The 24,161-nt window shown below is 65.7% G+C and carries 26 protein-coding genes; 10 read left to right on the plus strand and 16 right to left on the minus strand.

The genetic code is table 11. The features are described from left to right. Positions 1-182: 182 nt before the first annotated feature. Entirely contained in the window at positions 183-770 is a 588-nt protein-coding gene (locus Q1W68_RS03125) for a DUF2062 domain-containing protein (protein ID WP_300648288.1), read from the minus strand. Between the two features lie 93 nt (positions 771-863). Between Q1W68_RS03125 and Q1W68_RS03130 the strand changes: the two genes are divergently transcribed. Continuing rightward, positions 864-1,607: a 16S rRNA pseudouridine(516) synthase gene (locus Q1W68_RS03130; RefSeq protein WP_300648318.1), complete on the plus strand. Its 744-nt coding sequence runs from the start codon at positions 864-866 to the stop codon at positions 1,605-1,607. Between the two features lie 28 nt (positions 1,608-1,635). Here Q1W68_RS03130 and Q1W68_RS03135 read toward each other — a convergent pair whose 3' ends face one another. Then, complete coding sequence (locus Q1W68_RS03135; RefSeq protein WP_300648289.1) at positions 1,636-2,364, minus strand: hypothetical protein; 729 nt, start codon at positions 2,362-2,364, stop codon at positions 1,636-1,638. Between the two features lie 215 nt (positions 2,365-2,579). Beyond that, the gene (locus Q1W68_RS03140) at positions 2,580-3,401 is read right to left on the minus strand and encodes an alpha/beta hydrolase (protein WP_300662387.1); all 822 of its coding nucleotides are present in this window, start codon (positions 3,399-3,401) and stop codon (positions 2,580-2,582) included. A gap of 105 nt (positions 3,402-3,506) precedes the next feature. Between Q1W68_RS03140 and Q1W68_RS03145 the strand changes: the two genes are divergently transcribed. The 6 genes from Q1W68_RS03145 (at position 3,507) to ntrC (ending at position 10,301) form a co-directional block, all read left to right on the plus strand. After that, positions 3,507-4,397 carry an EI24 domain-containing protein gene (locus Q1W68_RS03145; protein ID WP_300653106.1) on the plus strand — a complete coding sequence of 297 codons (891 nt, stop codon included), beginning with the start codon at positions 3,507-3,509 and terminating at the stop codon, positions 4,395-4,397. After that, positions 4,394-5,209, plus strand: coding sequence for a molybdopterin-binding protein (locus tag Q1W68_RS03150; protein ID WP_300653105.1), 816 nt, complete (start codon positions 4,394-4,396; stop codon positions 5,207-5,209). The genes Q1W68_RS03145 and Q1W68_RS03150 overlap by 4 nt, the downstream gene beginning before the upstream one ends. 263 nt (positions 5,210-5,472) lie before the next feature. After that, a complete protein-coding gene (glnA, locus tag Q1W68_RS03155) occupies positions 5,473-6,888 on the plus strand; it encodes a type I glutamate--ammonia ligase (protein ID WP_300662389.1) in 1,416 nt (471 codons plus the stop codon). A gap of 189 nt (positions 6,889-7,077) precedes the next feature. Continuing rightward, complete coding sequence (locus Q1W68_RS03160) at positions 7,078-7,608, plus strand: hypothetical protein (RefSeq protein WP_300649474.1); 531 nt, start codon at positions 7,078-7,080, stop codon at positions 7,606-7,608. Continuing rightward, positions 7,605-8,687 carry a nitrogen regulation protein NR(II) gene (glnL, locus tag Q1W68_RS03165; protein WP_300649472.1) on the plus strand — a complete coding sequence of 361 codons (1,083 nt, stop codon included), beginning with the start codon at positions 7,605-7,607 and terminating at the stop codon, positions 8,685-8,687. Before Q1W68_RS03160 ends, glnL begins: the two co-directional genes overlap by 4 nt. A 51-nt stretch (positions 8,688-8,738) precedes the next feature. Beyond that, complete coding sequence (gene ntrC, locus Q1W68_RS03170; protein ID WP_300649470.1) at positions 8,739-10,301, plus strand: nitrogen regulation protein NR(I); 1,563 nt, start codon at positions 8,739-8,741, stop codon at positions 10,299-10,301. Here ntrC and xth read toward each other — a convergent pair. The 9 genes from xth to Q1W68_RS03215 are packed head-to-tail and all read right to left on the minus strand — an operon-like array spanning position 10,288 to position 17,147. Next, positions 10,288-11,064, minus strand: a complete 777-nt coding sequence (gene xth, locus Q1W68_RS03175; protein ID WP_300649469.1) for an exodeoxyribonuclease III — start codon at positions 11,062-11,064, stop codon at positions 10,288-10,290. The two genes, ntrC and xth, sit on opposite strands and share 14 nt — an antisense overlap. Before the next feature lie 20 nt (positions 11,065-11,084). Continuing rightward, positions 11,085-11,462 (minus strand): 6-carboxytetrahydropterin synthase, encoded by a 378-nt coding sequence (locus Q1W68_RS03180; RefSeq protein WP_300649467.1) that lies wholly within the window; start codon positions 11,460-11,462, stop codon positions 11,085-11,087. Beyond that, positions 11,459-12,100: a 7-carboxy-7-deazaguanine synthase gene (gene queE, locus Q1W68_RS03185; RefSeq protein ID WP_300649465.1), complete on the minus strand. Its 642-nt coding sequence runs from the start codon at positions 12,098-12,100 to the stop codon at positions 11,459-11,461. The genes Q1W68_RS03180 and queE overlap by 4 nt, the downstream gene beginning before the upstream one ends. Next, complete coding sequence (locus tag Q1W68_RS03190) at positions 12,097-12,609, minus strand: dihydrofolate reductase (RefSeq protein ID WP_300649464.1); 513 nt, start codon at positions 12,607-12,609, stop codon at positions 12,097-12,099. Before Q1W68_RS03190 ends, queE begins: the two co-directional genes overlap by 4 nt. A gap of 4 nt (positions 12,610-12,613) precedes the next feature. After that, positions 12,614-13,519, minus strand: a complete 906-nt coding sequence (locus Q1W68_RS03195; protein ID WP_300662397.1) for a DMT family transporter — start codon at positions 13,517-13,519, stop codon at positions 12,614-12,616. A 7-nt stretch (positions 13,520-13,526) separates the two neighbouring features. Beyond that, positions 13,527-14,357, minus strand: a complete 831-nt coding sequence (locus Q1W68_RS03200) for a thymidylate synthase (protein WP_300715572.1) — start codon at positions 14,355-14,357, stop codon at positions 13,527-13,529. Continuing rightward, positions 14,354-15,259, minus strand: a complete 906-nt coding sequence (locus tag Q1W68_RS03205) for a transglycosylase SLT domain-containing protein (RefSeq protein ID WP_300715573.1) — start codon at positions 15,257-15,259, stop codon at positions 14,354-14,356. The genes Q1W68_RS03200 and Q1W68_RS03205 overlap by 4 nt, the downstream gene beginning before the upstream one ends. Continuing rightward, a complete protein-coding gene (locus Q1W68_RS03210) occupies positions 15,256-16,692 on the minus strand; it encodes an FAD-binding oxidoreductase (protein ID WP_300715574.1) in 1,437 nt (478 codons plus the stop codon). Before Q1W68_RS03210 ends, Q1W68_RS03205 begins: the two co-directional genes overlap by 4 nt. Further along, positions 16,689-17,147 (minus strand): DUF2069 domain-containing protein, encoded by a 459-nt coding sequence (locus tag Q1W68_RS03215; RefSeq protein ID WP_300651690.1) that lies wholly within the window; start codon positions 17,145-17,147, stop codon positions 16,689-16,691. The genes Q1W68_RS03210 and Q1W68_RS03215 overlap by 4 nt, the downstream gene beginning before the upstream one ends. 35 nt (positions 17,148-17,182) lie before the next feature. On the opposite strand from Q1W68_RS03215, the gene Q1W68_RS03220 reads away from it, so the two are divergent. Continuing rightward, positions 17,183-18,469, plus strand: a complete 1,287-nt coding sequence (locus tag Q1W68_RS03220; protein WP_300715575.1) for a YihY family inner membrane protein — start codon at positions 17,183-17,185, stop codon at positions 18,467-18,469. A gap of 8 nt (positions 18,470-18,477) precedes the next feature. On the opposite strand, the gene Q1W68_RS03225 is transcribed toward Q1W68_RS03220, so the two are convergent. Continuing rightward, positions 18,478-19,761, minus strand: a complete 1,284-nt coding sequence (locus Q1W68_RS03225) for a cytochrome P450 (RefSeq protein WP_300653929.1) — start codon at positions 19,759-19,761, stop codon at positions 18,478-18,480. A 75-nt stretch (positions 19,762-19,836) separates the two neighbouring features. Here Q1W68_RS03225 and Q1W68_RS03230 point away from each other — a divergent pair, with 75 nt between their 5' ends. Next, positions 19,837-20,070: a hypothetical protein gene (locus Q1W68_RS03230; RefSeq protein ID WP_300653932.1), complete on the plus strand. Its 234-nt coding sequence runs from the start codon at positions 19,837-19,839 to the stop codon at positions 20,068-20,070. A gap of 12 nt (positions 20,071-20,082) precedes the next feature. Here Q1W68_RS03230 and Q1W68_RS03235 read toward each other — a convergent pair whose 3' ends face one another. Both Q1W68_RS03235 and Q1W68_RS03240 read right to left on the minus strand, forming a co-directional pair. Beyond that, positions 20,083-20,901, minus strand: a complete 819-nt coding sequence (locus Q1W68_RS03235) for an alpha/beta hydrolase (RefSeq protein WP_300659857.1) — start codon at positions 20,899-20,901, stop codon at positions 20,083-20,085. Continuing rightward, positions 20,901-22,211, minus strand: a complete 1,311-nt coding sequence (locus Q1W68_RS03240) for an O-acetylhomoserine aminocarboxypropyltransferase (RefSeq protein ID WP_300654476.1) — start codon at positions 22,209-22,211, stop codon at positions 20,901-20,903. The genes Q1W68_RS03235 and Q1W68_RS03240 overlap by 1 nt, the downstream gene beginning before the upstream one ends. 129 nt (positions 22,212-22,340) lie before the next feature. Between Q1W68_RS03240 and Q1W68_RS03245 the strand changes: the two genes are divergently transcribed. After that, a complete protein-coding gene (locus Q1W68_RS03245) occupies positions 22,341-22,808 on the plus strand; it encodes a CBS domain-containing protein (protein ID WP_300654479.1) in 468 nt (155 codons plus the stop codon). Positions 22,809-22,873: 65 nt separating this feature from the next. Here Q1W68_RS03245 and phaZ read toward each other — a convergent pair whose 3' ends face one another. Further along, positions 22,874-24,085, minus strand: a complete 1,212-nt coding sequence (phaZ, locus tag Q1W68_RS03250; protein WP_300715576.1) for a polyhydroxyalkanoate depolymerase — start codon at positions 24,083-24,085, stop codon at positions 22,874-22,876. Positions 24,086-24,161 lie beyond the last annotated feature (76 nt).

Below are 24,161 nucleotides of genomic sequence, written 5' to 3' on the forward strand. Positions count from 1 at the left end.
TTGCCCCGGACCTGTCCGGGAATGCGGTGTGGGAACAACTCTGCGCCCCGCCCGGTGTTGCAAGCCATCAGCACAGGGCACCCATTGTTCGGAGACCGGTTCATTCCCGCATTGAGCATGCGCAACCCGCAAGCCGTTCGCGCCAGCGCATGGCCCCCGGGTTCGGGAGCAGCGGAGGCTCCTCAGGTTTCCCGGGGTGTTTTCGCCGGGCGGGTCTGCAGCCGCTTGCGACGCGTCCAACGGGTTTTCAGTGTCCAGAGGATGCTGACCAGGGCGTACATCGCCAGCCCACTGACGGTGGCAACGATCGCCAATCCGACCATCAGGGGTTTGCCGACGGTGGTCAGTTGCGCCAGCCAGCCTCGCAATCGCTCCGCCCCACCTGGTGCTTTTTCGGTTGGCGTGGGCGTGGCGCCTGTCGCGGCGGAAATCGCTGGACCAGACAGCGGCGGCTCGCCGAGGATGGCCCGGCCCAGCCGGTAAGCGCCGTAGTACACCGGACCGAACGTGATCGGATTGGTCACCAGCGTGCTGGCCACCGCCATGGGCACGTTGGCGCGCAGGACCACGGCCGCGGTGGCTGCGAACGGAATCTGGGCGACCGGGATCAACAGTCCGAAAAAAATGCCCAGCGCCAGTCCCAGTGCAATGCCTTTGCGGCTGAAGTGCCAGAGCCTGGGGTGGTTGAGCACCGGCCCCATCCAACGCAGCCAGCGGTTGCGCTGCACCGTCTCGGGCTTGGGCAGCCACGCTTTGAGTTTGTTTTTCATCGAATGAGACGCAGGCGGACAGGCATGTGGCGGGGCTTCCGTGTGGGATGGCATTTTGGAGCCCGGCAGAGCAGCGACAATTCCCGCACCATGATGCAAATGCAGGACATTCTTTTTTCACAGGGCTTTGGCACGCGCCGGATCTGCTGCGGACTCATCCAGCAAGGTTTGGTGAAGGTGGAGGACAGCGCGGGGCCGCGGATCTGCAGCGACCCCACCGACATGTTCGAGCAAGAGGGTTTGATGTTTCATGTGCAAGGCGAGCGCTGGGCTTACCACGAGCGGGCATACCTGATGGTGCACAAACCCGCAGGCTTCGAGTGCTCGCAAAAGCCCAGCACTTACCCCAGCGTCTACACGTTGTTGCCAGGTCCGTTGCGCACCCGCGGTGGTGGCGCGGCGGCGGGTGTGCAGGCGGTCGGCCGCCTGGACCAGGACACCACGGGACTGCTGTTGATGTCGGATGACGGCAAGTTCATTCACCGGTTGACATCGCCGCGCCACCATGTGCCCAAGGTGTACGAGGTGCAGGTCAAGCATCCGCTGGACGAAAAGCAGGTCCATCGCCTGCTGGCTGGCGTGGTGCTGGACGACGACCCCAAGCCGGTGAAGGCGCAGGCCTGCTCCGCCGAAGGGGAGTTCCACCTGAAACTGACGCTCACCGAAGGCAAGTACCACCAGGTCAAGCGCATGGTGGCGGCGGTTGGCAACCGGGTCGAGGCCCTGCACCGTTCGTCTGTGGGGGTGCTTTCATTGACCGACGGACTCATGCCCGGTCACTGGCGCTGGTTGACCGGGGAAGAGGTCACTTCACTCACCGGGAAAGCCTCGGGCTGAAGCCAGTGTCCCAAGCCCGCAGGGCGGATCAGAGCAAATCGCCTTTGCGGCTGTCCAGCGGCATGAGGAACGAATTCTCCTGCCACTGCGAGTTGAAATCGCTTCGAGGTTCGCCGGTGGTGCTGTTGGGCCAGGTGGACAGGGGTGAAAAATCGCTCGCTCTCGTGTTGCGCTGGCGCGTCAGGACGGTGCGCAGATTGGCCTGCGCGGCGATGATGGCCCGCTCTTCCATTTCGCGTTCGCGCATGGATTGGTTCAGCGCAGATTCGCCCAGGAACTCTGCACGGATCTCGGCCACCGTGGGCAGGCTGTTGGAGCGCACCACCCAGTAAGGCAGCCCGCATTGGGTCAGCAGCGAATGTTTCAACGCTCGCGTGCTGCGCGGCAAACCGGCGCTGCCGGGGACATCGAGGCATCCCAGCACGCGACCGTCAGAACGGCACACGGTGAAGGTGCAGTACACGCCGCCCAGCAGCTTGTACCACTCCATGCCTTGCTCCCGGTCTCGGGGCAGGGTGAAGCGCGTCACCGGGAGTTTGATCATCACGTGGTGATCGTAGAAAGCCCTCGCCAGCCAGTGCCAGACCCGGGCTTCTTCGCTGTTGGCCAGCGCGCGCGTGCTCAGCGGCCAGTGTTTGGGAATCCGCCTGCGCTCCCTGGCCTGTCGGTCAGCCCAGAGGCGATGCAGCAGCGCGCCGAGTGCCAGCAAGGCAGGCACCAGCGCTGCAAGCAGCCAGGGGTTGGTCCAGTCGGTCATGGGTCGAGAAGGGGTGTCGTCGATTTGTATCAAAGTGTATGCAGTTGCCGCCCATTGCGGGGAATTTGCAAGTTCGATACACGAAGAAGGTGTGAATTTCTTGGGGTTTGCGCGCCGCGGCGTGCGCCATTTGTTCCACTTCACACACACCCTGGATTGTGCACACCCGCTGGACGTTCGTACATCCCACAAAGGGGGTATCTGCGAACCGGCGGTCAGGCGAGCGGTGTCAGGAAGCGCTGAACCGCTTCGGTCAACCGATCTGGCTGGTCCCGGTGCGGGCTGTGCCCGCACCGAACCAGTGCAAGTCGAGTGATCTGGGCATGGGCTGTTTCGATCGAACTGATCTGCTCCATCGAGCCGTATTCGTCGTCAACGCCTTGCACCAGCAGCAACGGCGCGGTGATCGAGCGCATTTCTTCGCGGATGTCGAACGCTCGAAAGGCTTCGCTGAGCCAGACATCGTTCCATTGCCAGAAGGCGTTGTCGACGTTCTTGTGGTGACGGGCCAGACGTTGTCGCAAGGAGCCTGCGCTGCCGGGGTCGGCCAGATACTGGTGTTTCGCTTGGGCAATGGCGGTCAGCGACACGTCTTCCACAAACACGTGAGGTGCCATGGCCACGCAGCCCGCCACGTCGTGCCGGGCGGCATGCAGCAGCGCGATGGTGGCGCCGTCGGAGTGCCCCACCAGCACCGGGCGCGACACACCCAGTTGCGCAAGCACTTGCGGCAGCACTTCGTTGGCTTCGAGATGCATGTAGTCGGGTTCGTGGCGCCCGGTGTGCCATGGCCCGTTTCGTCCCGGCGCGCCCCGCACGTCCTCGACCGGGTCGGACTGTCCGTATCCGCGCCTTGAGTACATCCAGCCGGCGCGGCTGCTCGCCGCGCAGATCTCGGCAGGCCAGTGGCGACCGCGCTGCTGCCACTGCGAGACGCTGCCCAGGCCTTCATGCAGAAACACGAGCGGTGCCCGATCGGCTGGACCCGGAATGTGGGCCACTTCGAGCGCCAGGCCCGCAACGACAAGGTGGTTCATCTGCCCGATGCTAGCGGCGGCGACCGCTTGATGTTGTCTTCCACGTGATCCATGGCCCACTGCGCAGCGGCCGTCGTTGACTTTGTTTGGCTGTATTCTCAGGCGATGACCTTGTTGCTTGATTCATTCTGGCGGGCGGTGGCGTACTGCGTTCATCCCCGCGTGATCGCCCTGTCGTTCTTGCCGTTGATCCTGATGGTCGTGCTCTCTTTCGGTCTGGGCTACTTTTTCTGGGAAGGTGCGGTGGCTTCGGTCGCTGCGTGGCTGGCTTCGTTCGAACTGGTCGAGGCCTTGCTGGCCTGGCTGGACCAGATCGGCCTGGGTGCCCTGCGGAGCGTGTTTGCGCCGCTGCTGGTGCTCGTGCTCGCCACGCCTGTGATCGTGTTGTTGTGCTTGTTGCTGGTGGCGATGTTCATGACGCCGGCCATGGTGGATCTGGTCGGGCAGCGCCGCTTTGCAGGCCTGGAGCGCAAGCACGGGGGGTCGCTGGTGGTCAGCGTGTTCTGGTCTTTGGGGTCCACGTTGCTGGCCATCGTCGCGCTCGTCATCTCCATGCCGCTGTGGCTGGTTCCACCCCTCGTTCTGATCCTGCCGCCGTTGATCTGGGGTTGGCTCACCTACCGCGTTTTTGCGTTCGATGCGCTGGCCACGCACGCCAGCAGCGATGAGCGCAAAGCCATCTTGAAGGACCACCGCGGCAGCCTGTTGCTGATGGGGGTGCTCAGCGGTTACCTGGGCGCTGCGCCGAGCCTGTTGTGGGCATCGGGCGCCATGTTCATCGCCATGGCGCCGCTGCTGGTGCCGCTGGCGATCTGGATCTACACGCTTGTGTTCGCGTTCGCCTCGCTCTGGTTCGCTCACTACGCCCTTGCAGCACTGCAGCGCCTGCGTGCGGTGGTGCCCGTGGAGGTGCTGGACGCCGATCCGGGGCATGGGGGCGCGGCGGGCAAGCTGGACGACACAAGACGAATCCATGGACCGGAGACCACCACATGACACCCGCCATCGGCCTGATCATCATTGGCGACGAAATCCTGTCGGGCAAACGTCAGGACAAACACCTGGCCAAGGTCATCGAGTTGCTCGGTTCGCGCGGCATGTCGCTGTCGTGGGCCAGGTTTGTGGGCGACGACCGGCGCAGCATCACGGCCAACCTGCGCGACGCGTTTGCGCAGCCGGGCATCGTGTTTTCGTGCGGTGGCATCGGCGCCACACCCGACGATCACACCCGCCAGTGCGCTGCGGCCGCGCTTGGGGTGGAGCTGGCCTTGCATCCCCAGGCGAAGGTCTTGATCGAGTCGCGCATGCGCGATGTGGCGGCGGAGCAGGGTGAGGTCTTCGACCCGCAGCGACCCGACAACGTGCACCGCTACAACATGGGCGTGTTCCCCGTGGGCTCCACCATCATCGAGAACCCGTACAACAAGATCCCGGGATTCAGCTGCACGGGACCTGGCGGCGCCGAGGTCCACTTTGTGCCCGGCTTCCCGGTCATGGCATGGCCGATGATCGAATGGGTCCTGGACCACCGCTGCGCACATTTGCATCAGCGTGGTGCGTCGCTGGAGCGCTCCGTGATCGTCATGGGCGCCATGGAGGCGGCGTTGACGCCTCTGATGGAAGAAATCGAGCGAGAGCACCCGGTCAAGGTGTTCAGCCTGCCCAGCGTTGACCATCCCACGTACGGGCGGCACATCGAGCTGGGCGTCAAGGGCGGTTCTGCAGCGGTGGCCGATGCCTTCGCGAGCCTGCTGGTGGGGCTTCAACGGCATGGCGCCCAATTGGGCCCCGAATTGGTGCGTAACTGACATGCCCAACCATGGTGCCATCGTGTCGATATGCACCAACCAAGTGCATTTGACCCATTGATCGGTTTTTGCGCCTCGCTGAGGGTCAAGGTTCCGGTCCTGAACTGGGTTGCGACCCTTTATGGCGCATGGCCTGCGCGATAATCACCGCGCGTTTGAAGGCAGATGCCCCGTTCGGGTGAAACCGAATGGCATTTGGCACAGATACTGCTTCAATCCCGAGACAATTTCACTTTTCACTCACCCAGCTACAGGAGTATTTGATGGCCAAGACCGTCGCAGACGTGATGCAGATGGTGAAGGACAACGACGTCAAGTTCGTTGACTTCCGTTTCACCGACACCCGGGGCAAAGAGCAGCACGTCACCGTGCCCGTGTCCCACTTCGACGAAGACAAATTCACCTCGGGCCACGCGTTCGACGGTTCTTCGGTCGCTGGCTGGAAAGGCATTGAAGCCTCGGACATGCAGCTCATGCCCGATTCCAACACCGCCAACATCGATCCTTTCTTCGAAGAAACCACGCTGTTCCTGCAGTGCGACGTGATCGAGCCGGGTGACGGCAAGGCCTACGACCGCGATCCCCGCTCGATCGCCAAGCGCGCCGAGGCCTACCTCAAGGCCTCCGGCCTGGGCGACACCGCCTACTTCGGACCAGAGCCTGAGTTCTTCATCTTCGACGGCGTGCGCTGGAGCAACGAACCCGGCCGCGTGATGTGCGAGATCGAAGAGTACGAAGCTCCCTGGAACAGCGGCGCCAAGCTCGAAGGCGGCAACCGTGGCCACCGTCCCACCGTCAAGGGCGGCTACTTCCCCGTGCCCCCGGTCGACAGCACGCAAGACATGCGCGCCGAGATGTCCCTGATCCTCGAATCGCTGGGCATTCCGGTCGAAGTGTTCCACCACGAAGTGGCAGGCGCAGGCCAAAACGAAATCGGTACCAAGTTCAGCACGCTGGTCGAGCGCGCCGACTGGACGCAGGTGCTCAAGTACGTGGTGTGGAACGTCGCCAATGCCTACGGCAAGACCGCGACCTTCATGCCCAAGCCTTACGCTGGTGACAACGGTTCCGGCATGCACGTGCACCAGTCGATCTGGAAAGACGGCAAGAACCTGTTCGCGGGCGACGGCTACGCCGGCCTGAGCGATTTCGCCCTGTACTACATCGGCGGCATCATCAAGCACGCCCGCGCGCTCAACGCCATCACGAACCCCGGCACCAACTCGTACAAGCGCCTGGTGCCTGGCTTCGAAGCCCCGGTGAAGCTGGCCTACTCGGCCCGCAACCGCTCGGCTTCGATCCGCATTCCGTACGTGGCGAACCCCAAGGGCCGCCGCATCGAGGCGCGTTTCCCCGATCCATCGGCCAACCCCTACCTGTGCTTCTCGGCACTGATGATGGCCGGTCTGGACGGCGTGGAAAACAAGATCCACCCGGGCGAAGCCGCCACCAAGGATCTGTACCACCTGCCGCCCGAGGAAGACAAGTTGGTGCCGACCGTGTGCCACAGCCTCGACCAGGCGCTGGAGTACCTCGACAACGACCGCAGTTTCCTGACCAAGGGTGGCGTCTTCACCGACTCCATGCTGGATGCCTACATCGAACTGAAGATGGGCGAAGTCACGCGCTTCCGCATGGCACCACACCCCGTCGAATTCGACATGTACTACAGCCTGTGATGGACCGCCCGGTTTGACCGGGCGAACCTGCAGACGAGGGACGGCGCAAGCCGTCCCTTTTTGTTTTGGTGCGACATCTGGCCCTGTGAACGGGGCCGGCGGCGGCACTTTTCAAAGGCTTTTCCGTCATACTGATTTGAGATGAACGGCGCAGTCTTGCCGCGTCGACCCAACGGAGACCTCGTGCCCATGTCCCCTCTGCATTTTTCTTTTGTTCCTGGCCTCGTCGCCGGTGCCGTGCTGCTGAGCAGCCTGCCCGCCCAGGCCCAGGAACGCATTTACCGATGCGGTAACGAATACACCAACAACGCCCAGGTGGCCAAAAGCCGCAACTGCACGCCGATGGAAGGTGGAAACATCACGATCGTGGAGGGCGTCAAGCCGGCACCGGCAACCCGCACTCCCCCAGCCAACACCACGGCCACCACGCGCAGCGGCAATGATCGCGTCGACCCGAGCGCCCAGCGCGCGCGCGACAGCGATGCCAAAGCCATCCTGGAAACGGAGTTGCGCAAGGCCGAAGAGCGGCTGGCGCAAGCGCGAAAGGCGTACGCCAATGGCGAGCCCGAGAAGCAGGGCATCGAGTCGCGCAACTACCAGCGCTACCTGGATCGCGTGGCCGAACTCAAGGCCGCGGTGACGCGGGCCGAGAGCGATGTGGCCGGCCTGCAGCGGGAGCTGGGTCGATTGCCCGGTGCGTCGGGCAACGCCGCGAGATGAGCGGCTCGAAAAAGGGCACAGCGCCTTTGTCGGGCCGTTTTCAATCGCTGGACTTGCTGGCCACACTGGTGGCGGTGGTCGACGCGGAGGGGCATGTGCTGTATGCCAACGCGGCGCTGGAAGACGCGTTGGGCACGTCCCGGCGCAGCATCGCCCACAGCCTGTTTCAAGACTGCTTCACCGAGCCCGCCTTGCTGGACAGTGCGCTCAATGGCGCACGGGGCAACGAGTTTGCCGCCCTGCGATACGACGCCTGGCTCAAGCGGGTGAACCACGAGGCCTTGCCGGTGCACGTGGTGGTGGCGCAGACCGAGAGCAAGGGCGAGGTGGTGGTCGAGTTGTTGCCGCTGGAGCAGCAAGCCCGCCAGGAGCGGGAAGAGCGTCTGATCGACCAGGCCCAGGCCAACAAAGAACTCATCCGCAACCTCGCGCACGAGATCAAGAACCCGCTGGGCGGTATCCGGGGCGCCGCGCAGCTGCTGCAGATGGAGCTGGATTCGCGCGAGCTCATCGAATACACGCAGGTCATCATCCACGAGGCCGACCGGCTGCAGTCGCTGGTGGACCGACTGCTCGCGCCGCACCGACGCCCGCATGTGGTGGGGGATGTGAACATCCACGAGGTTTGCGAGCGGGTGCGCTCGCTGATCCTGGCCGAGTTTCCCAAGGGGCTGCGCGTGGTGCGCGACTACGACGCATCCATTCCCGAGTTTCGCGGTGACCGCGAGCAGCTGATCCAGGCGGTGCTCAACATCGCGCACAACGCGGCGCAAGCGCTGGCCGATCGCATGGCGGCGGGCGACGCGCAGATCGTTTTCAAGACCCGCGTGGGGCGGCAAGTGACCTTCGGCAAACAGCGCTACCGCCTGGCACTGGAATTGCATGTGATCGACAACGGGCCTGGCGTTCCAGACTCGATCAAGGACCGCATCTTTTTCCCGCTTGTGTCGGGGCGTGATGGCGGTTCTGGCCTGGGGCTCACGCTGGCGCAAACCTTCGTGCAGCAGCACCATGGATTGATCGAGTGTGAGAGCGTGGCGGGATGCACGGACTTCAAGATCCTCATCCCCTTGCCCTAGAACCCAGAAACCATTGCCGAGCGCTGCGCCACAAGAAGGGACGACACCAACATGAAGCCGATCTGGATAGTGGACGACGATCAATCGATCCGCTTCGTGCTTGAAAAAGCGCTGTTGCGCGAGAACCTGCCCACACGCAGCTTCACCAACCCGCAGGACGTGCTCAAGGCCCTGACGGACACACCCGAGAGCGAAGGCCCGCAAATCCTGGTGAGCGACATCCGCATGCCCGGTGGCTCTGGTCTGGAACTGCTGGAGAAGGTCAAGGCCATGTTGCCCGGTTTGCCGGTGATCATCATGACGGCGTTTTCCGACCTCGACAGCGCGGTGTCGGCCTTCCAGGGTGGTGCCTTTGAATACCTGCCCAAGCCGTTCGATCTGCCCAAGGCGGTGGAGCTGATCCGCCGCGCGGTGGAAGAGAGCCAGCGCGAAGAGGTGGCCGAAGAACGCATGACCGCCGCGCCCGAGATGCTGGGCCAGGCGCCCGCCATGCAGGACGTGTTTCGTGCCATCGGGCGCTTGAGCCAGAGCCAGGTGACGGTGCTGATCACCGGTGAATCGGGCTCGGGCAAGGAGTTGGTGGCGCGCGCGCTGCACAAGCACTCACCCCGCGCCGCCGGCCCTTTCGTGGCCATCAACACCGCCGCCATTCCCAAGGATTTGCTGGAGTCCGAGCTCTTCGGCCATGAGCGCGGCGCCTTCACCGGTGCGCAGACCATGCGCCGCGGCCGCTTCGAGCAGGCCGATGGGGGCACGCTGTTCCTGGATGAGATCGGTGACATGCCGTTTGACCTGCAGACGCGTTTGCTGCGCGTGTTGTCCGACGGGCATTTCTACCGCGTGGGTGGGCACAGCGCGGTGCGCGCCAACGTGCGCGTGATTGCCGCCACCCACCAGAACCTGGAGCAGCGCGTGAAGGAGGGCGTGTTCCGCGAGGACCTTTTCCACCGCCTCAACGTGATCCGCCTGCGCCTGCCGGCCCTGCGCGAGCGACGTGAAGACGTGCCCATGCTCACGCGGTTTTTTCTCCAGCAAAGCGCCAAGCAGCTCGGGGTGGAGCCCAAGCGCATTTCCGAGGCCGCCATCCGCCTGCTCGGCACGTTCGATTTCCCGGGCAACGTGCGCCAGCTGGAAAACGTGTGCCACTGGCTGACCGTGATGGCGCCCGCGCAGGTGATCGAACTCAAGGATCTGCCCCCCGAGGTGCTGGCCATGGCGGGCGCGTCGGTGCCATCACTCGCCGTGGTGCCAGACACCGCGACCACGCAGGCGTTTGCAGCCCCGGTCACGGTGGCTGCGCCGGTGGCCGCGGCGCTGTCGGAGGTGTTGCACCTCGGTGCTGTCGCAACGGCCGTGACCGATCACGCACCCGCGCTGGCCACCACGCACCTGTCTTCGGCGCCCGCCTGGGAGTCCGGGCTTCAGGCCGAGGCCATGGCCCTGCTCGAAGAAGGTCGCACCGACGTCTGGGACGTGCTCACCCGGCGTTTCGAGACCAGGCTGATCCAGACTGCGCTGGTCAACACGCGGGGCCGCCGCATCGAGGCGGCGCACAAGCTGGGCATCGGTCGCAACACGATCACCCGGAAAATTCAAGAACTCAATCTAGAGTGACCACCACCGGCGCGTGGTCGCTGGGTTGCGGGTTCTTGCGGGGTGCGCGGTCGATGGTGCAGGCCTTCACACTGTCGCGCAGCGCCTGGCTCACCAGGATGTGGTCGATGCGCAGGCCCCGGTTTTTCTGGAAGCCCAACATGCGGTAGTCCCACCACGAGTAGCTCTTTTCGGGCTGCTCGAACATCCGGTACGCGTCGGTGAGACCCAACCCGAGCAGCGCCTGAAAGTGGGCGCGCTCTTCCACCGTGTGGTGGATGGTGTCTTTCAGGCCCACCGGGTCGAAAGAGTCGCGGTCTTCGGGGGCGACGTTGAAGTCGCCCACCAGCACCAGACGGGGATGGGCCTGCATTTCTTCGGCGATCCAGCGGTGCAGCGCGGCCAGCCATTGGAGCTTGTAGGCAAACTTCTCGCTGCCGGGCTCCTGCCCGTTGACGAAGTAACAGTTCACCAGGCGCAGCGGGCCATTGGGGGTGTCCAGCGTTGCCGCGATCACGCGGGCCTGCTCATCGGTGTGGCCGGGGATGTTGCGCACCACATCGCGCAGCGGTGTGCGGCTGAGTATGGCCACGCCGTTGTAGGTCTTCTGGCCAAAGGCTGCCGCGTGGTACCCGATCTCCCGCAGCGCATCGAAAGGGAATTTTTCATCCACCAGCTTGAGCTCCTGCAGCCCGAGCGCGTCCACCGGGTTGGCGGCCAGCCATTCGAGCACCTGAGGCAGGCGCACGTTGAGCGAGTTGATGTTCCAGGTGGCGATTTGCATGGGGTTTCTCATGTTCCTTGTTACCAGCGCAGCGCGCAGCGGTCACCACTGGCCCGGCGTTCGATCATGATGGCGCACAGTCCTGGCACGGTGGGTGCGAGGTGGCGGCGGATGTAACTGCAGAGGTTTTCCAGCGTGGGGATGCCCAGATCGGCCACCTCGTCGAGGAAATGGTGGTCCAGCCGATCGCGCACCAGCGCGATCTCGGCCTTGAGCCGTCCCAGGTCGATCACCATGCCCTGGACGTCCGGCGTGCCGCGCACGGTCACTTCGGCCTCGTAGGTGTGGCCGTGCACGCGGCGGCTGCCTTCGGCCTCGACTTCCCGGCGCAGTGTGTGGGCAGCCTCGAAATAAAAGCGCTGCGACAGTTCGTGCACGCCGGTGGTGGATGGGGTCATGGGATGTCGAGGATCTTGTGCGTCTGCAGCGACAGGCGCCAGTGCGGATGTTGTTGGCAATGGTCGATGGCGCTGCGTGTGTTGGCGCCGCGCTCGGGGCCATCCATGGGTTGCAGCAGCCAGTGGTCGAAGTGCAGGTCGGTCTGTGCCTGCACTTGTTGGGGCAGCAAGGCCGGCTGTGGCCACACCAGTTTGAGTTCGTGGCCGCTGCGCTGCACCCAGTCGGCGCCGGCCTTGGGGCTCACGCAGATCCAGTCGATCCCTGGAGGGACCGGCAGCGTGCCGTTGGTCTCCAGTGCAATCTCGAAGCCTTCGGCGTGCAGCGCGCCGATCAATGCAGAGTCCACCTGCAGCAGCGGCTCGCCGCCGGTGAGCACGATGTAGCGGTGCCCCTGACCGGCCGGCCACAGCGTTGCGGCTTGTTCTGCCAGCGCGGACGCTTCGGCGAATTTGCCGCCCTGCACGCCGTCGGTGCCGACAAAGTCGGTGTCGCAAAACCGGCAGACCGCGCGTTCGCGGTCTTCCTCGCGACCACTCCAGAGATTGCAGCCCGCAAAACGGCAGAACACCGCGGGCCGGCCTGCGCGCAGGCCTTCGCCTTGCAACGTGTAGAACATTTCCTTGACGGCGTAGCTCATGACCGGCGTTCCAGGGTGACAAAAGCGTAGCGCAGGCCGCTGGCGGCCACATGCGTTTCCCGGGTGGTCTCCACCCAGGCCGGACCAAAGGTGGGTGCCCAGGCGTCGCCATCAAAGGCCTGGTCGATCTCGGTGATCACGGCGCGCTGCGCCAGCGGCTCGGCCGCTGCATACAACTGCGCCCCGCCGATCACCCACGCGTCGGCCTCGGGTGGGCAGCGTGACACGGCCTCCTGCAGCGAGCCGGCGCGCAAGGCGCCCTCGGCCTTCCACTGCGCGTTGCGCGTGACGACGATGTTCAGCCGGCCAGGCAGCGGTCTGAACCGGGGCGGCAGCGAATCCCAGGTCTTGCGGCCCATGATCACGGGGCTGCCGAGCGTGGTGCGTTTGAAGTGGGCGAGGTCCTCCGGCAGGTGCCAGGGCAGGGTGTTGTCGCGCCCGATCACGCCGTTGGCGGCGCGCGCGAAGATCAGGTGGAGGCGCGGAGGGTGCGGTGCGGTGGCGGGCATACCGCTATTGTGCCGCCGGACCCGAGCCTGGCCGTGCGGTGCGCGCTGGCAGCAGCACGCTGGCGATCGCCATCATCACGAAACCGATGGCCATCCAGTCCTGCCAATGCGGCACCTCGCCCACGATGAAGGTAGCACTCAGCGTGCCCACCAATGGGATGGCCATCACGCTCATGGCGCTGGTGGCCGGCGGCAGGTCGCGCGCCATGCCGAACCAGATCAGTTGTGCCACGCCGTAGTTGATGAACACGCCGTACAGCAGGCTGATCCACATGGGGGCAGAAAAATCCGATGGACGGGGCAGCGGCTCCAGCGCCAGCGCGAGCGCCCACACCACCGCGCTGCCCAGCAGCAGCATCCACACCGTGACCACCATGGGCGAGAGCGTGAAGTGCGCGCGGCGAAACATCAGCGTGCCCAGTCCCCAGCAGAAGGCCGCGCCCAGCATCCAGGCAATGCCCACGGGCCGACCGCTCAGGCTTTGCAGTTCGTGCCACAGCAGCAGGCCGATGGCGATGCCGGCGCACACCACCGCCACGCGCACGCGGGGGGTGATGCGCTCACCAAAAAAGGCCGCGCCGATCAGCACGGTGAAGATCGGCATGGTGAATCCCAGGATGGCCGCGCGGCCCGAGGCCAGCTCTTTCACGCCGAAGATGGACAGCGTGTGCCAGCCCAGGACGTTGGGCAGGCCGAGCCAGGCAATGGTGGCCCACTCCGCCCGCGCCGGCCACATGCGTTCCCCACGCCGAGCCACATACACAAACAACCACAGCGCGCCCAGCAGCATGGTGCTGGCGCGGAAGTACAGGGGCGAGAGCTCCTGCAGCGAGAGCTTCATCATGGGCCAGTTCACGCCCCACATGAGCGTGAGCGCCAGCAGCGCCCACAGTTGGCGGCGGTTGATCACGCCGGGATCACACAGCCACGGGCGCTTTGATGGCCGCGTGGTGTTCGTAGCCCTGCACCTCGAAGTCCTCGAACTCGTAATCGAAAATGCTGGCCGGGCGGCGCTTGATGTGCAGCGTCGGGTAGGCCATGGGCTGGCGCGAGAGCTGCAGTTCCACCTGTTCGTGGTGATTGCTGTAGATGTGGCAGTCGCCGCCGGTCCAGATGAAGTCGCCCACGTCCAGGTCGCACTGCTGCGCCACCATGTGGGTGAGCAGCGCGTAGCTGGCGATGTTGAAGGGCACACCCAGAAAGATGTCGGCGCTGCGCTGGTAAAGCTGGCAGCTCAGCTTGCCGCGCCCACCCGGCTCGGTGGCCGGCGCCACGTAGAACTGGAAGAACGCGTGGCAAGGCATCAGCGCCATCTTGTTCAGGTCGGCCACGTTCCAGGCGCTCACGATGATGCGGCGCGAATCCGGGTTGGTCTTGAGCTGCTTGACCACCTCGGCGATCTGGTCGATGTGGCCGCCGTCGGGTGTGGGCCAACTGCGCCATTGCACGCCGTAGACCGGGCCCAGGTCGCCGTCGTCGCGCGCCCATTCGTCCCAGATGGTGCAGCCGCGTTCCTGCAGCCACTTCACGTTGCTGTCGCCGCGCAGGAACCACAGCAACTCCACGATGATGGCGTTGGTGAACACCTTTTTGGTGGTCACCAGCGGGAAGCCTTCGTTCAGGTCAAAGCGCATCTGGTGGCCGAACACGCTGGTGGTGCCGGTGCCGGTGCGGTCTGTTTTCTGCACGCCCATGGTGAAGACGTGGCGCATGAAGTCTTCGTATTGGGAGCGGATGGGACGGGTCATGGGAGGCGCGGGGGCAGGGCCGGCGAAGGGGAGGTGATGCGGGCGTCGAACGGATGGTGCTGCAGCGAAAACACCTGCTGGATGCGTTTGATGTAGCCCTGGGTCTCGGGGTAGGGCGGCACGCCACGGAAGCGGTCGACCGTGCCTTCGCCGGCGTTGTAGGCGGCCAGCACCAAAGGCACATCGCCCCTGAAATAGGCCAGGAGCCAACGCAGGTAAGACAGGCCACCGCGGATGTTCTGCTCGGCGTCGAACGGCTTGCGCACGCTGAAACGCTCGGCCGTTTCGGGGATGAGCTGCATCAGACCTTGCGCGTTTTTGTCGGACAGCGCGTTCACATTGAAGTTGGACTCGGCGCGGATCACCGCAAACGCCAGGCCGGGCTGGATGCCGAACTGCGGCGCGAGCTTGTAGACGATCTTCATGATGCGCCGCTCTTCGGGCGTGTCCACCAGTTGCTGGTAACGCGTGGCGATGGCCTGGGCTTCGGCCGCCTGCTGGGCTTCGGTGGCTTTTTGCAACTCGGTCCGCTCGGCCTGTTGCACACACTCGGGCTTGTCGGCCGGGGTGTCCAGGCGCTTGAACATGCTCTCGGCGTGGGCGTCGCCCAACAGCGCGGCGCGCGCGAACCAGTGGGCCGCGTAGCCGTCGTGGCGTTCCACGCCACGGCCATTGGCGTAGATCCAGCCGAGGTTGTAGGCAGACGTTGCGTCGCCGGCCAGCGCGGCCTGGCAATACAGGCGGATGGCGGCTTCGGTGTCGCGCTTCACGCCTTCGCCGTGCTCGAAACCCTGCGCTTGTTCGCGCCAAGCCTGGCGCTGCGCCGCGTCCACCGCGTGCGCAGTCACCGAGGCGGTGAGCGCCAGCGCCAGCAGACAACGCAGCAGGGTTCGGGACTTCATGGTGTGAGGACGCGGCCGGGATTCATGAGGTTGTGCGGGTCCAGCGCCTGCTTGATGGCCCGCATCAGACCCAGTGCAACCGGGTCCTTGTAGTGGGGCAGGTGGTCGGCCTTGAGGCTGCCCACGCCGTGCTCGGCGCTGATCGATCCATGGTAGCGCGCCACCGCGTCGAAGACCAGCGTGTTCACGTGCGTTTCCTGCTCGTTCAGGAATTTCTTGGCATCGCCGCCCTCGGGCGCCTGCACGTTGTAGTGCAGGTTGCCGTCGCCGAGGTGGCCAAAATTCACCAGCCGCACGCCGGGGATCTCGCGCTGCAGCAGGGCATCGGTCTCGGCGCAGAAGGCCGGGATGTGCGAGACCGGGATGCTGATGTCGTGCTTGATGTTCAGACCTTCTTCGGCCTGCGCGAGCGGAATGCTTTCGCGGATGTGCCAGAGCGCGTGCGCCTGCGCCAGGCTCTCGGCCACCACGGCGTCGGTCACCAGGCCTTGTTCGAAGGCGGTTTCCAGCAGGCGCTCGAACTGGGTCCGCGCGTGTTCTTCGGATTCACTGTCGCTGTTTTCGAGGAGAACGCAGTAGGGCGTGTCTTGCCACAGCGGCACGCGCAACTGCGGCATGTGTTTGTCCACCAGACTCAGCGCGAACTGGCCCATGACTTCAAACCCGGTCAGTCCTGCGCCCAGGTGCTGGTGGGCCAGGCCGAGCAGGGCCACGGCGGCGTCCAGCGTGGGCAGGGCGGCCCAGGCGGTGAGTTGCGCAGCGGGCAATGGGTAGAGCTTGAGCGTGGCCGCGGTGATCACGCCCAGCGTGCCTTCGCTGCCGATGAACAGGTCGCGCAGGTCGTAGCCGGTGTTGTCCTTGCGCAGGCCACTCAGGCCCTGCCACACCTCGCCTTGCGCGGTCACCACCTCCAGGCCCAGGCAGAGATCGCGCGCATTGCCGTAGCGCACCACCTGTGTGCCGCCGGCATTCGTCGCCAGGTTGCCGCCGATGCTGCAACTGCCTTCGGCCGCCAGGCTCAGGGGAAACAGAAAGCCGGCTTTTTCTGCGGTGTCCTGCAAGGTCTGCAGCACGCAGCCGGCATCCACCGTCATGGTGAGGTTGGCCGGGTCGATGGCGCGCACGGTGTTCATACGCATGAGATTCAGCACCACTTGCGTGCCCGATGCGTCGGGCACCGAGCCGACCACCAGGCCGGTGTTGCCGCCCTGCGGCACGATGGACACGCCCGCGCCCACGCAGGCGCGTACCACGGCGGCCACCTCGGCGGTGTTGCCCGGTCGCACCACGGCGAGGGCTCGGCCGTGTGATCGCTTGCGCCAGTCTTGTTCCCAGGCCGAGAGGTCCGTGGCGGGATCGTCGTGCGTGAGCACGTTGGGCGAACCGACGGTCTGGCGCAACCCGGCCAGCAGCTCGGCGTGTTGTGGGTTCATGGCTGGGCTGCGGCGTTGGCACTGGCCACGTCGGCCGCCACCGCCTCTTTGCCCGCGGCCCGCAGGCGGATCCGCACGTGCAGCGCACAGGCCACGAACAGCGCCACGCACAGCAGCGTCTGGATCACCGCCAGCCACACCGACGGGCCGGTGTCGCTGGTGGCGCGCACCACGCCCTCGGTGAAATACAGCCACACGATCAGGCTGACCCAGCGGTAGGTGTACATGCGGTTTTTCAACAGGCCAGCCAGCGGGATCGTGAGTGGCAGCACCTTGAGCACCAGCCACGAACCACCTTCGCGCAGCGGGGCCAGCCACATTTCCCACAGGAAGCCCAGCACGATCAGGCCCAGCAGGCTGCCCACGGCGAGCCAACGGGTGGCGTTGACGGCGCGCGCCGAATCTCCTTGGGCAAGGAGGGCGTCGGGGTTGGGGGGGGAGGAGATGTCGGGCATGGCGGGCGGGAAAAAGCAGGTGGCATGATACCGGGATGACCTTCAAAGAGCGCCTGCGGGCCCTGGAATCCCTCGCACGCGGCCTGTGGCGCGACGCCCTGAACTTCCCCTGGGCCAACACCGCCATCACCCTGCGCGAGCGCTTCCGCGAAGACCGGCTGGGCATCACCGCCAGCAGCCTCACGTTCACCACCACCATCTCGCTGGTACCACTGTTCACCGTGGCGCTGGCCATCTTCAGCGCGTTTCCCATGTTCGACCGGCTGCAGGTCACGCTGCAGCGCTGGCTGGTGCAAAGCCTGGTGCCGCCCGACATTGCCAAGCAGGTGTTCAGCTACCTCAACCAGTTTGCCGGCAAGGCCGGGCAGATCGGCTGGGCCGGCGCATTGGTGCTGCTGGTCACGGCGCTCGCCCTGATCCTCACCATCGACCGCAAGCTCAACGACATCTGGCGCGTGCGCCAGCCCCGTTCGTTCACGCAGCGGGTGCTGGTGTACTGGGCGGTGCTCACGCTGGGGCCGCTGCTGCTGGCTGGCAGCCTGACGGTGACCACCTACGCCGTCACCGCGTCGCGCGGCGTGGTCTCTGGCCTGCCCGGTGGTGTGCGTTTTCTGCTGGACACCGTGCAGTTTGCCTTGCTCACCGGCGGCATTGCCGCGCTCTACCGCTACGTGCCCAACACGCGGGTGCGCTGGAGCCACGCGCTCATCGGCGGCATCTTTGTGGCCACCGGGCTGGAGCTGGCCAAGAAGCTGCTGGCCTGGTACCTCGCGCAGGTGCCCACGTATTCGGTGGTGTACGGCACCTTTGCCACCGTGCCGATTTTGCTGGTGTGGTTTTACGTGGCCTGGGTGATCGTGCTGCTGGGTGCGGTGGTTTCGGCCTACCTGCCCAGCCTCCTGTCGGGCATTGCCCGGCGCGGCGACACGCCGGGGTGGAGCTTTCAGTTGGCGCTGGAGGTGCTGGAGCAGCTGGACACCGCGCGCGACACCGCACCCAAGGGCCTGAGCCTGGAGGCTCTGGCCCAGGTGCTGCGCGTCGATGCCTTGCAGCTGGAGGAGCCTGTGGCCGCGCTGGTCGCGCTGGACTGGCTGGGCCGGCTGGACGAGGACGGTGAGCGCTACGTTTTGCTGGTGGCGCCGGGCGACACGCTGATGGCGCCGTTGGTGGAACGCCTGCTGCTGGCGCGTCAACCCAACACGACGCGCTTCTGGTCGGAAAGCCACTGGGCCAGGCTCACGCTGGCGCAGGCGCTGGCGTCCACGCCCGTGCCGTCGATGGCGCAGGAAATGCTCGAAGGGCCTTCGGTCGCGTCCGGCTGACGCGCCGCTCAGCGCACCGCGAAGGGCGCGCGGAGGAAGCCGCGAAACCGGGCCCGGCCACCGCGCACCGGCGCTTCGGTCAGCTTGAAATCGGGAAAGCGCTGCAGAAAGCGCCCGATGGCGACGCGCCCCTCCAGCCGCGCCAGGCTCAGGCCCGCGCACTGGTGGATCCCGAAGCCGAAGGCCAGGTGTTTGTTGTTCTCGCGCGCGAGGTCCATCACTTCGGGGTCGGTGAACTGCGCCGGGTCCCGGTTGGCCGCGCCGATGCACAGGGTCACCAGCGTGCCGGCGGGCAGGTCCACACCGCCCACCTGCGTGTCTTTGACGGCGCGCCGGTTGCCCAGCTGGTTGGACGATTCGAAGCGCAGGAACTCGTCCACCGCGCGGCTGAGCACCATCTCCTGCGCCGCCGCATCGCCCTCGGTTTGCTTCAACGCTGTGTGCAGAAACTGGCGGGCCTGCGGGTGCTCCTGCAGCGCGATGAGGCCGTTGCCGATCAGGTTGGTGGTGGTCTCGTGGCCGGCGTTCAGCAGGAAGATGCAGTTCTGCAGGAGCTCCACCTCGCTCAACTGCTCACCGCCAGCTTCGCCCTGGATCAGCCGCGTGAGCACGTCGCGTTCCGGGTCGCCGGGGCGCTGCCTGCGCTGCAGCACCAGCGTTCGCAGGTAGCCCAGCATGTCGGTCACGGCCTGGTTGCCCAGGGCTTGCTGCACCGGCGTGATGGTGGGCTCCAGCGCGCCCAGGATCGCGAGCGACCAGTCGCGCAGCGGACCGCGGTCTGCATGCGGCACATCCAGCAGGGTGCCGATGATCTCCACCGGAATCGCGGAGGCGAAGTCTTCGATCAGGTCACCACCGCCGCGCTCGGCCAGCGAGTCCAGCAGGCTGTCGACCAGGGCGATGAGGCCCGGCTCCATGTCGGCAATGGCCCGGCGCGTGAGCGCGCCCATGATCAGCCGGCGCACGCGGGTGTGCAGCGGCGGGTCGTTGAACACCAGGCTGTTGGTGTGGTGCTCGAACAGCGCCGAGTCCACGCCGTATTTGGGCGCGAACTCGACCTGCTTGTCGGAGCTGAAGGTCTGCGCATCGCGGTACACCGCCATCAGGTCGGCACATCGCGTGAGGAACACCGATCCGTCGGGCATGCGGCGCACCGGTTCGCGTTCGCGCAGGGCGGCATAGACCGGGTAGGGGTTGGCCAGGAACGCGGGCTGCAGCGCACGGAGGTCGAACGTCGCAGCCATCTCGCGGGCTTGGGCCGGCGTCATGGCCGGTGTGATGTCGAAGGTCATGGTCGAGACGGGGTGGCAGCGGCGTAGCATGAACGGCTGCGCTGATGGTGGCGTTGTTGAACCAAGGAGAACTTCATGGCTTCCTGCATGTCTCGACTTTCCATTGGGGCGCTGGTGCTCTCGCTCCAGACCGCGCCGGCCCTGTCCCAGAGCGTCATGTCGGCGCCCGCTTGCCAGTGCTCTGCCCCCACGCTGGTGGTCACGGGTGGGGCGAGCGTGGTGCACTGCATGTGCGGCGCCATCTCCTGCGTGATCACCGTGCCACCCGCTTCCAGCAAGGACACCAGCCAGTTGCAGTGTGTGAAGTAGCCTGCTGCCGTTTCAGGTAGCGAGGAAGCTGCGCATCGCCACCAGGGATTCTTCGGGTGCTTCGGTCATCTGGTGGTGACCTACCGGCACACTGGTGACCAGCACGCGCAAGCCCTTCGCCTTGGCTGCAGTAATCAAACCTTGTGCGGCTTTGGGGTGCGTCATCTGGTCTTGCCCACCCAGCAGGAAGAGCACCGGGCAGGTGAGCTGCGCCACGGCCGATTCACCGCCGGCGTAGCTGTCGCAGGCCACGAAGCCACGGTGAAACACATTGACCTTTGTGTTGCTGCGCAGCACCCGGCGACCCAGTGCCATGCTCGCGCCATAGACCCAGGTGCCCGGTCCGAGTGCGGAGGGAGGCGCGGCCAGGGTGCTGCGTGAAAACACGTTGACCATCTTGAGCGCCTTTTCGGGCTCGTTGAGCGAGGCTTCGATCAGTGCGGGCGACACCTTCATGGGGTAGGCCACGCCCACCAGCACGAGGTGGCTCACGCGCTCTTTCAGGCGCGCGGCCGCTTCCAGCGCAATGAGGGAACCCCAGCTGTGGCCGACCAGCGCGGCTTTCTGCACGCCCGCCGCGTCGAGCAACGCGGCCACGAAGTCGGCTGCTGCTTCCACCGACGCAGGCGCCTCGCCCTCGCTTTTGCAGTGGCCCGGCAGGTCCACCGCGAGCACGTTCCAGCCGTGGTGGGCGAGGTAGCGACTCTGCAGGATCCAGACGCTGTGGTCGTTGAGCACGCCGTGGATGAACACCACGGTGGGCTTGGCAGCATCGAACGGCTTGCCGCCGGTGTAGCAGTAGGTGGGGGCACCATTGACGTTGATGATCATCACGCACCTGCCTTTTCTGCGGCCTTCAAGGCGCGCTTCAAGTCGTCGATCAGGTCGTCTGCATTTTCCAGACCGATGGACAGCCGGATCGTGCCCGGCCCGATGCCGCCAGCCGCCAGCGCTTCGTCGCTCATGCGGAAGTGGGTGGTGCTGGCCGGGTGGATCACCAGCGAGCGGCAGTCGCCCACGTTGGCCAGGTGGCTGAAGATCTTGAGCGCTTCGATGAAGGCCTTGCCCTGCTCGCGGCTGCCCCGGATGTCGAAGCTGAACACCGAGCCCGCGCCCTTGGCGCCAAAGCGCAGCAGCTTGCCCGCCAGCGCATGGCTGGGGTGGCTCTCCAGCAGCGGGTGGCCCACGCGGCTCACCAGCGGGTGGCTGGCCAGGAACTGCACCACCTTTTCGGTGTTGCCCATGTGGCGGTCCATGCGCAGCGAGAGCGTCTCGATGCCCTGCAGGATCAGCCAGGCGCTGTGCGGTGAGAGGCAGGCGCCGAAATCGCGCAGGCCTTCGCGCCGCGCGCGCAGCAGAAAGGCGCCCACCGTGCTTTCTTCGCTGAAGACCATGTTGTGGAAGCCCGCGTAGGCCTCGGTGAGCTCGGGGAAGCGACCCGACTTCTCCCAGTCGAAGCTGCCCGCGTCCACCACCACGCCACCGATCACGGTGCCGTGGCCGCTGAGAAACTTGGTGGCCGAGTGGTAGACCAGATCGGCACCGAGCTCGAAGGGTTTGATGAGGTAGGGCGTGGTGAGCGTCGAGTCCACCAGCAGCGGCACGCCGGCCTCGTGCGCGATCTGCGACACGGTGGGGATGTCCAGCACATCCAGCCCCGGGTTGCCCACGGTCTCGCCAAAGAAGAGCTTGGTGTTGGGCCGCACGGCGGCGCGCCAGCCGTCGATGTCACCCGGCTTCACAAAGGTGGTCTCGATGCCGAAGCGGCGCATGGTGTAGTGCAGCAGGTTCTGGCTGCCGCCGTAGAGCGCGGTGCTGGCGACGATGTGCGAACCCGCGCCCATGAGCGTGGCCACGCTCAGGTGCAGCGCGGCCTGGCCGCTGGCGGTGGCGATGGCGCCAATGCCACCTTCCAGCGCGGCCATGCGCTGCTCGAACACCGCGTTGGTCGGGTTGCTGATGCGGCTGTACACATGGCCTGCGCGCTCCAGGTTGAAGAGCGCAGCGGCGTGGTCGCTGGATTCGAAGACGAAGGAGGTGGTGAGGTGGATCGGCACGGCGCGCGCGCCGGTGGCGGGGTCGGGCGCGGCGCCCGCGTGCAGCGCGAGCGTGTCGAAGCCTGGGTCTGAATAACCGGACATGGGGAAGTCTCCTGGGTGTGCCGGTGTCGCGGCACGGGGCTGACGCGCACTGGTTTTGAGCGTTATTGTGGGGGTATATTGCGGGCATGCCAGCCCTGCTGGAGACACCACCACAACAGGAGACCAGCCATGAAAGTCAGCGACATCCTTCGCGTCAAGGGCGGCACGCTCTACACCACCCACCCCCTGGAAACCCTGCAGCGCGCGGTGGAGACCATGTCGCAGTTCGACATCGGTTCGCTGGCCGTGATGGACCACGGTGAACTGGTGGGCATGCTCACCTTCCGCGAAATCATCCACACGCTGGCGCGCAACGGCGGCGCTTTGGGCGAGAAGACCGTGCGCACCGTGATGGACGACCACCCCATGAGCTGCACACCCGAGACCGAGCTGGAGCAGGTGCGCCCCATGATGCTGGAGCGGCACACCCGCTACATGCCGGTGATGGACAACAAGATGCTGATGGGCGTGATCAGCTTCTACGACGTGGCCAAGGCCGTGGTGGACAGCCAGAACTTCGAGAACCAGATGCTCAAGGCCTACATCCGCGACTGGCCGGCCGAAGACGAGGCGCAGCCCGCCGCCCCGGCCCGCTGAGCTGAACAGCCCCCATGAGAAACGCCCCGAAAGCCGGGGCGTTTTTCATGGGGGCCGCTGCAGATTCATCCCATCGTGCTGGAAATCATGTCGCGCACCCGAGGGTAGATCTGCTGGTTCCAGCGCCGTCCGCTGAACACGCCGTAGTGGCCCACACCGGTCTGCACGTGGTGCGTCTTGAGGTAGGGGCGCACGCTGCTGCACAGGTCTTGCGCGGCCACCGTCTGGCCCACGGCGCAGATGTCGTCCCGCTCGCCTTCCACCGTCATGAGCGCGGTGCGGCGGATGGCGGCCGGGTTGACCTTGCGGCCGTTCCAGGTGAGCTCACCGCGCGGCAGGTCGTAGGTCTGGAACACCTTGGCCACCGTCTCCAGGTAGAACTCGGCCGGCAGGTCGTTGACCGCGAGGTACTCCTCGTAAAAGTCCTGGATCACCTGCGCCTCTTCGGTGCGGCCGTGTTCCAGGTGGTCGTAGATGTTGCGGAACGACTGCTTGTGGCGTTCGGGGTTCATGGCCATGAAGGCCGATAGCTGGATGAAGCCGGGGTACACGCGGCGCATGAAGCCGGCGTGCGGCAGCGGCACGTGGTTGATCAGGTTTTTCTCGAACCATTCGATGGGTTGGCTGGTGGCGAGCCGGTTCACTTCGGTCGGGTTCACGCGGCAGTCCACCGGGCCAGCCATGAGCGTGAGGCTGCGGGGTTGCGCCGGGTGGTCGTCTTCGGCCATCACCGCCGTGGCCGCGAGTGCCGCCACGCAGGGCTGGCACACCGCCACCATGTGGCATCCCGGGCCCACAGCCTCAGCGAACTGCACCAGGTAGGTGATGTAGTCGTCGAGCGAAAAACCACCGTGCCGCAGCGACACGTCGCGCGCGTTGTGCCAGTCGGTGATGTACACGTCGTGGTCCTGCAGCAGGGTGCGCGCGGTCTCGCGCAGCAGCGTGGCGAAATGGCCCGAGAGCGGCGCCACCAGCAGCACCGGGGGCTGCGGCTCCACGCCCGCCTTGTGGAAGTGCAGCAGGGTGCCGAAGGGCAGGGTGAGCACGGCTTCTTCCGTCACGGGCACGGCCTGGTCGCCCACCACCACCTCGCCGATGTTGTAGGGCGGGCGCGAGTGGGTGAGGCGCAGGCGGGCGATCACGTCGCAGGCGGCGGCCACCTTGCGCACCACGCTGCGTTCGGTGTCCTGGAGCCACAGCGAGGCACTGAGGTGCTGGGCCATGAGTCGCAACGGCGAGAGCAGGTCGGACTGGGTCTGGTAGGCCTGATACAGCATGTTGGCATCCTGAAACAACGTGTCGCTTTGCAGGCAAGGAACGCGCCAGCCAGTGCTGCACCGCCCCGGTGCGCAC

Origin of the sequence: Hydrogenophaga sp. (genome assembly GCF_030158645.1) — a bacterium.
GTDB lineage: Bacteria > Pseudomonadota > Gammaproteobacteria > Burkholderiales > Burkholderiaceae_C > Hydrogenophaga.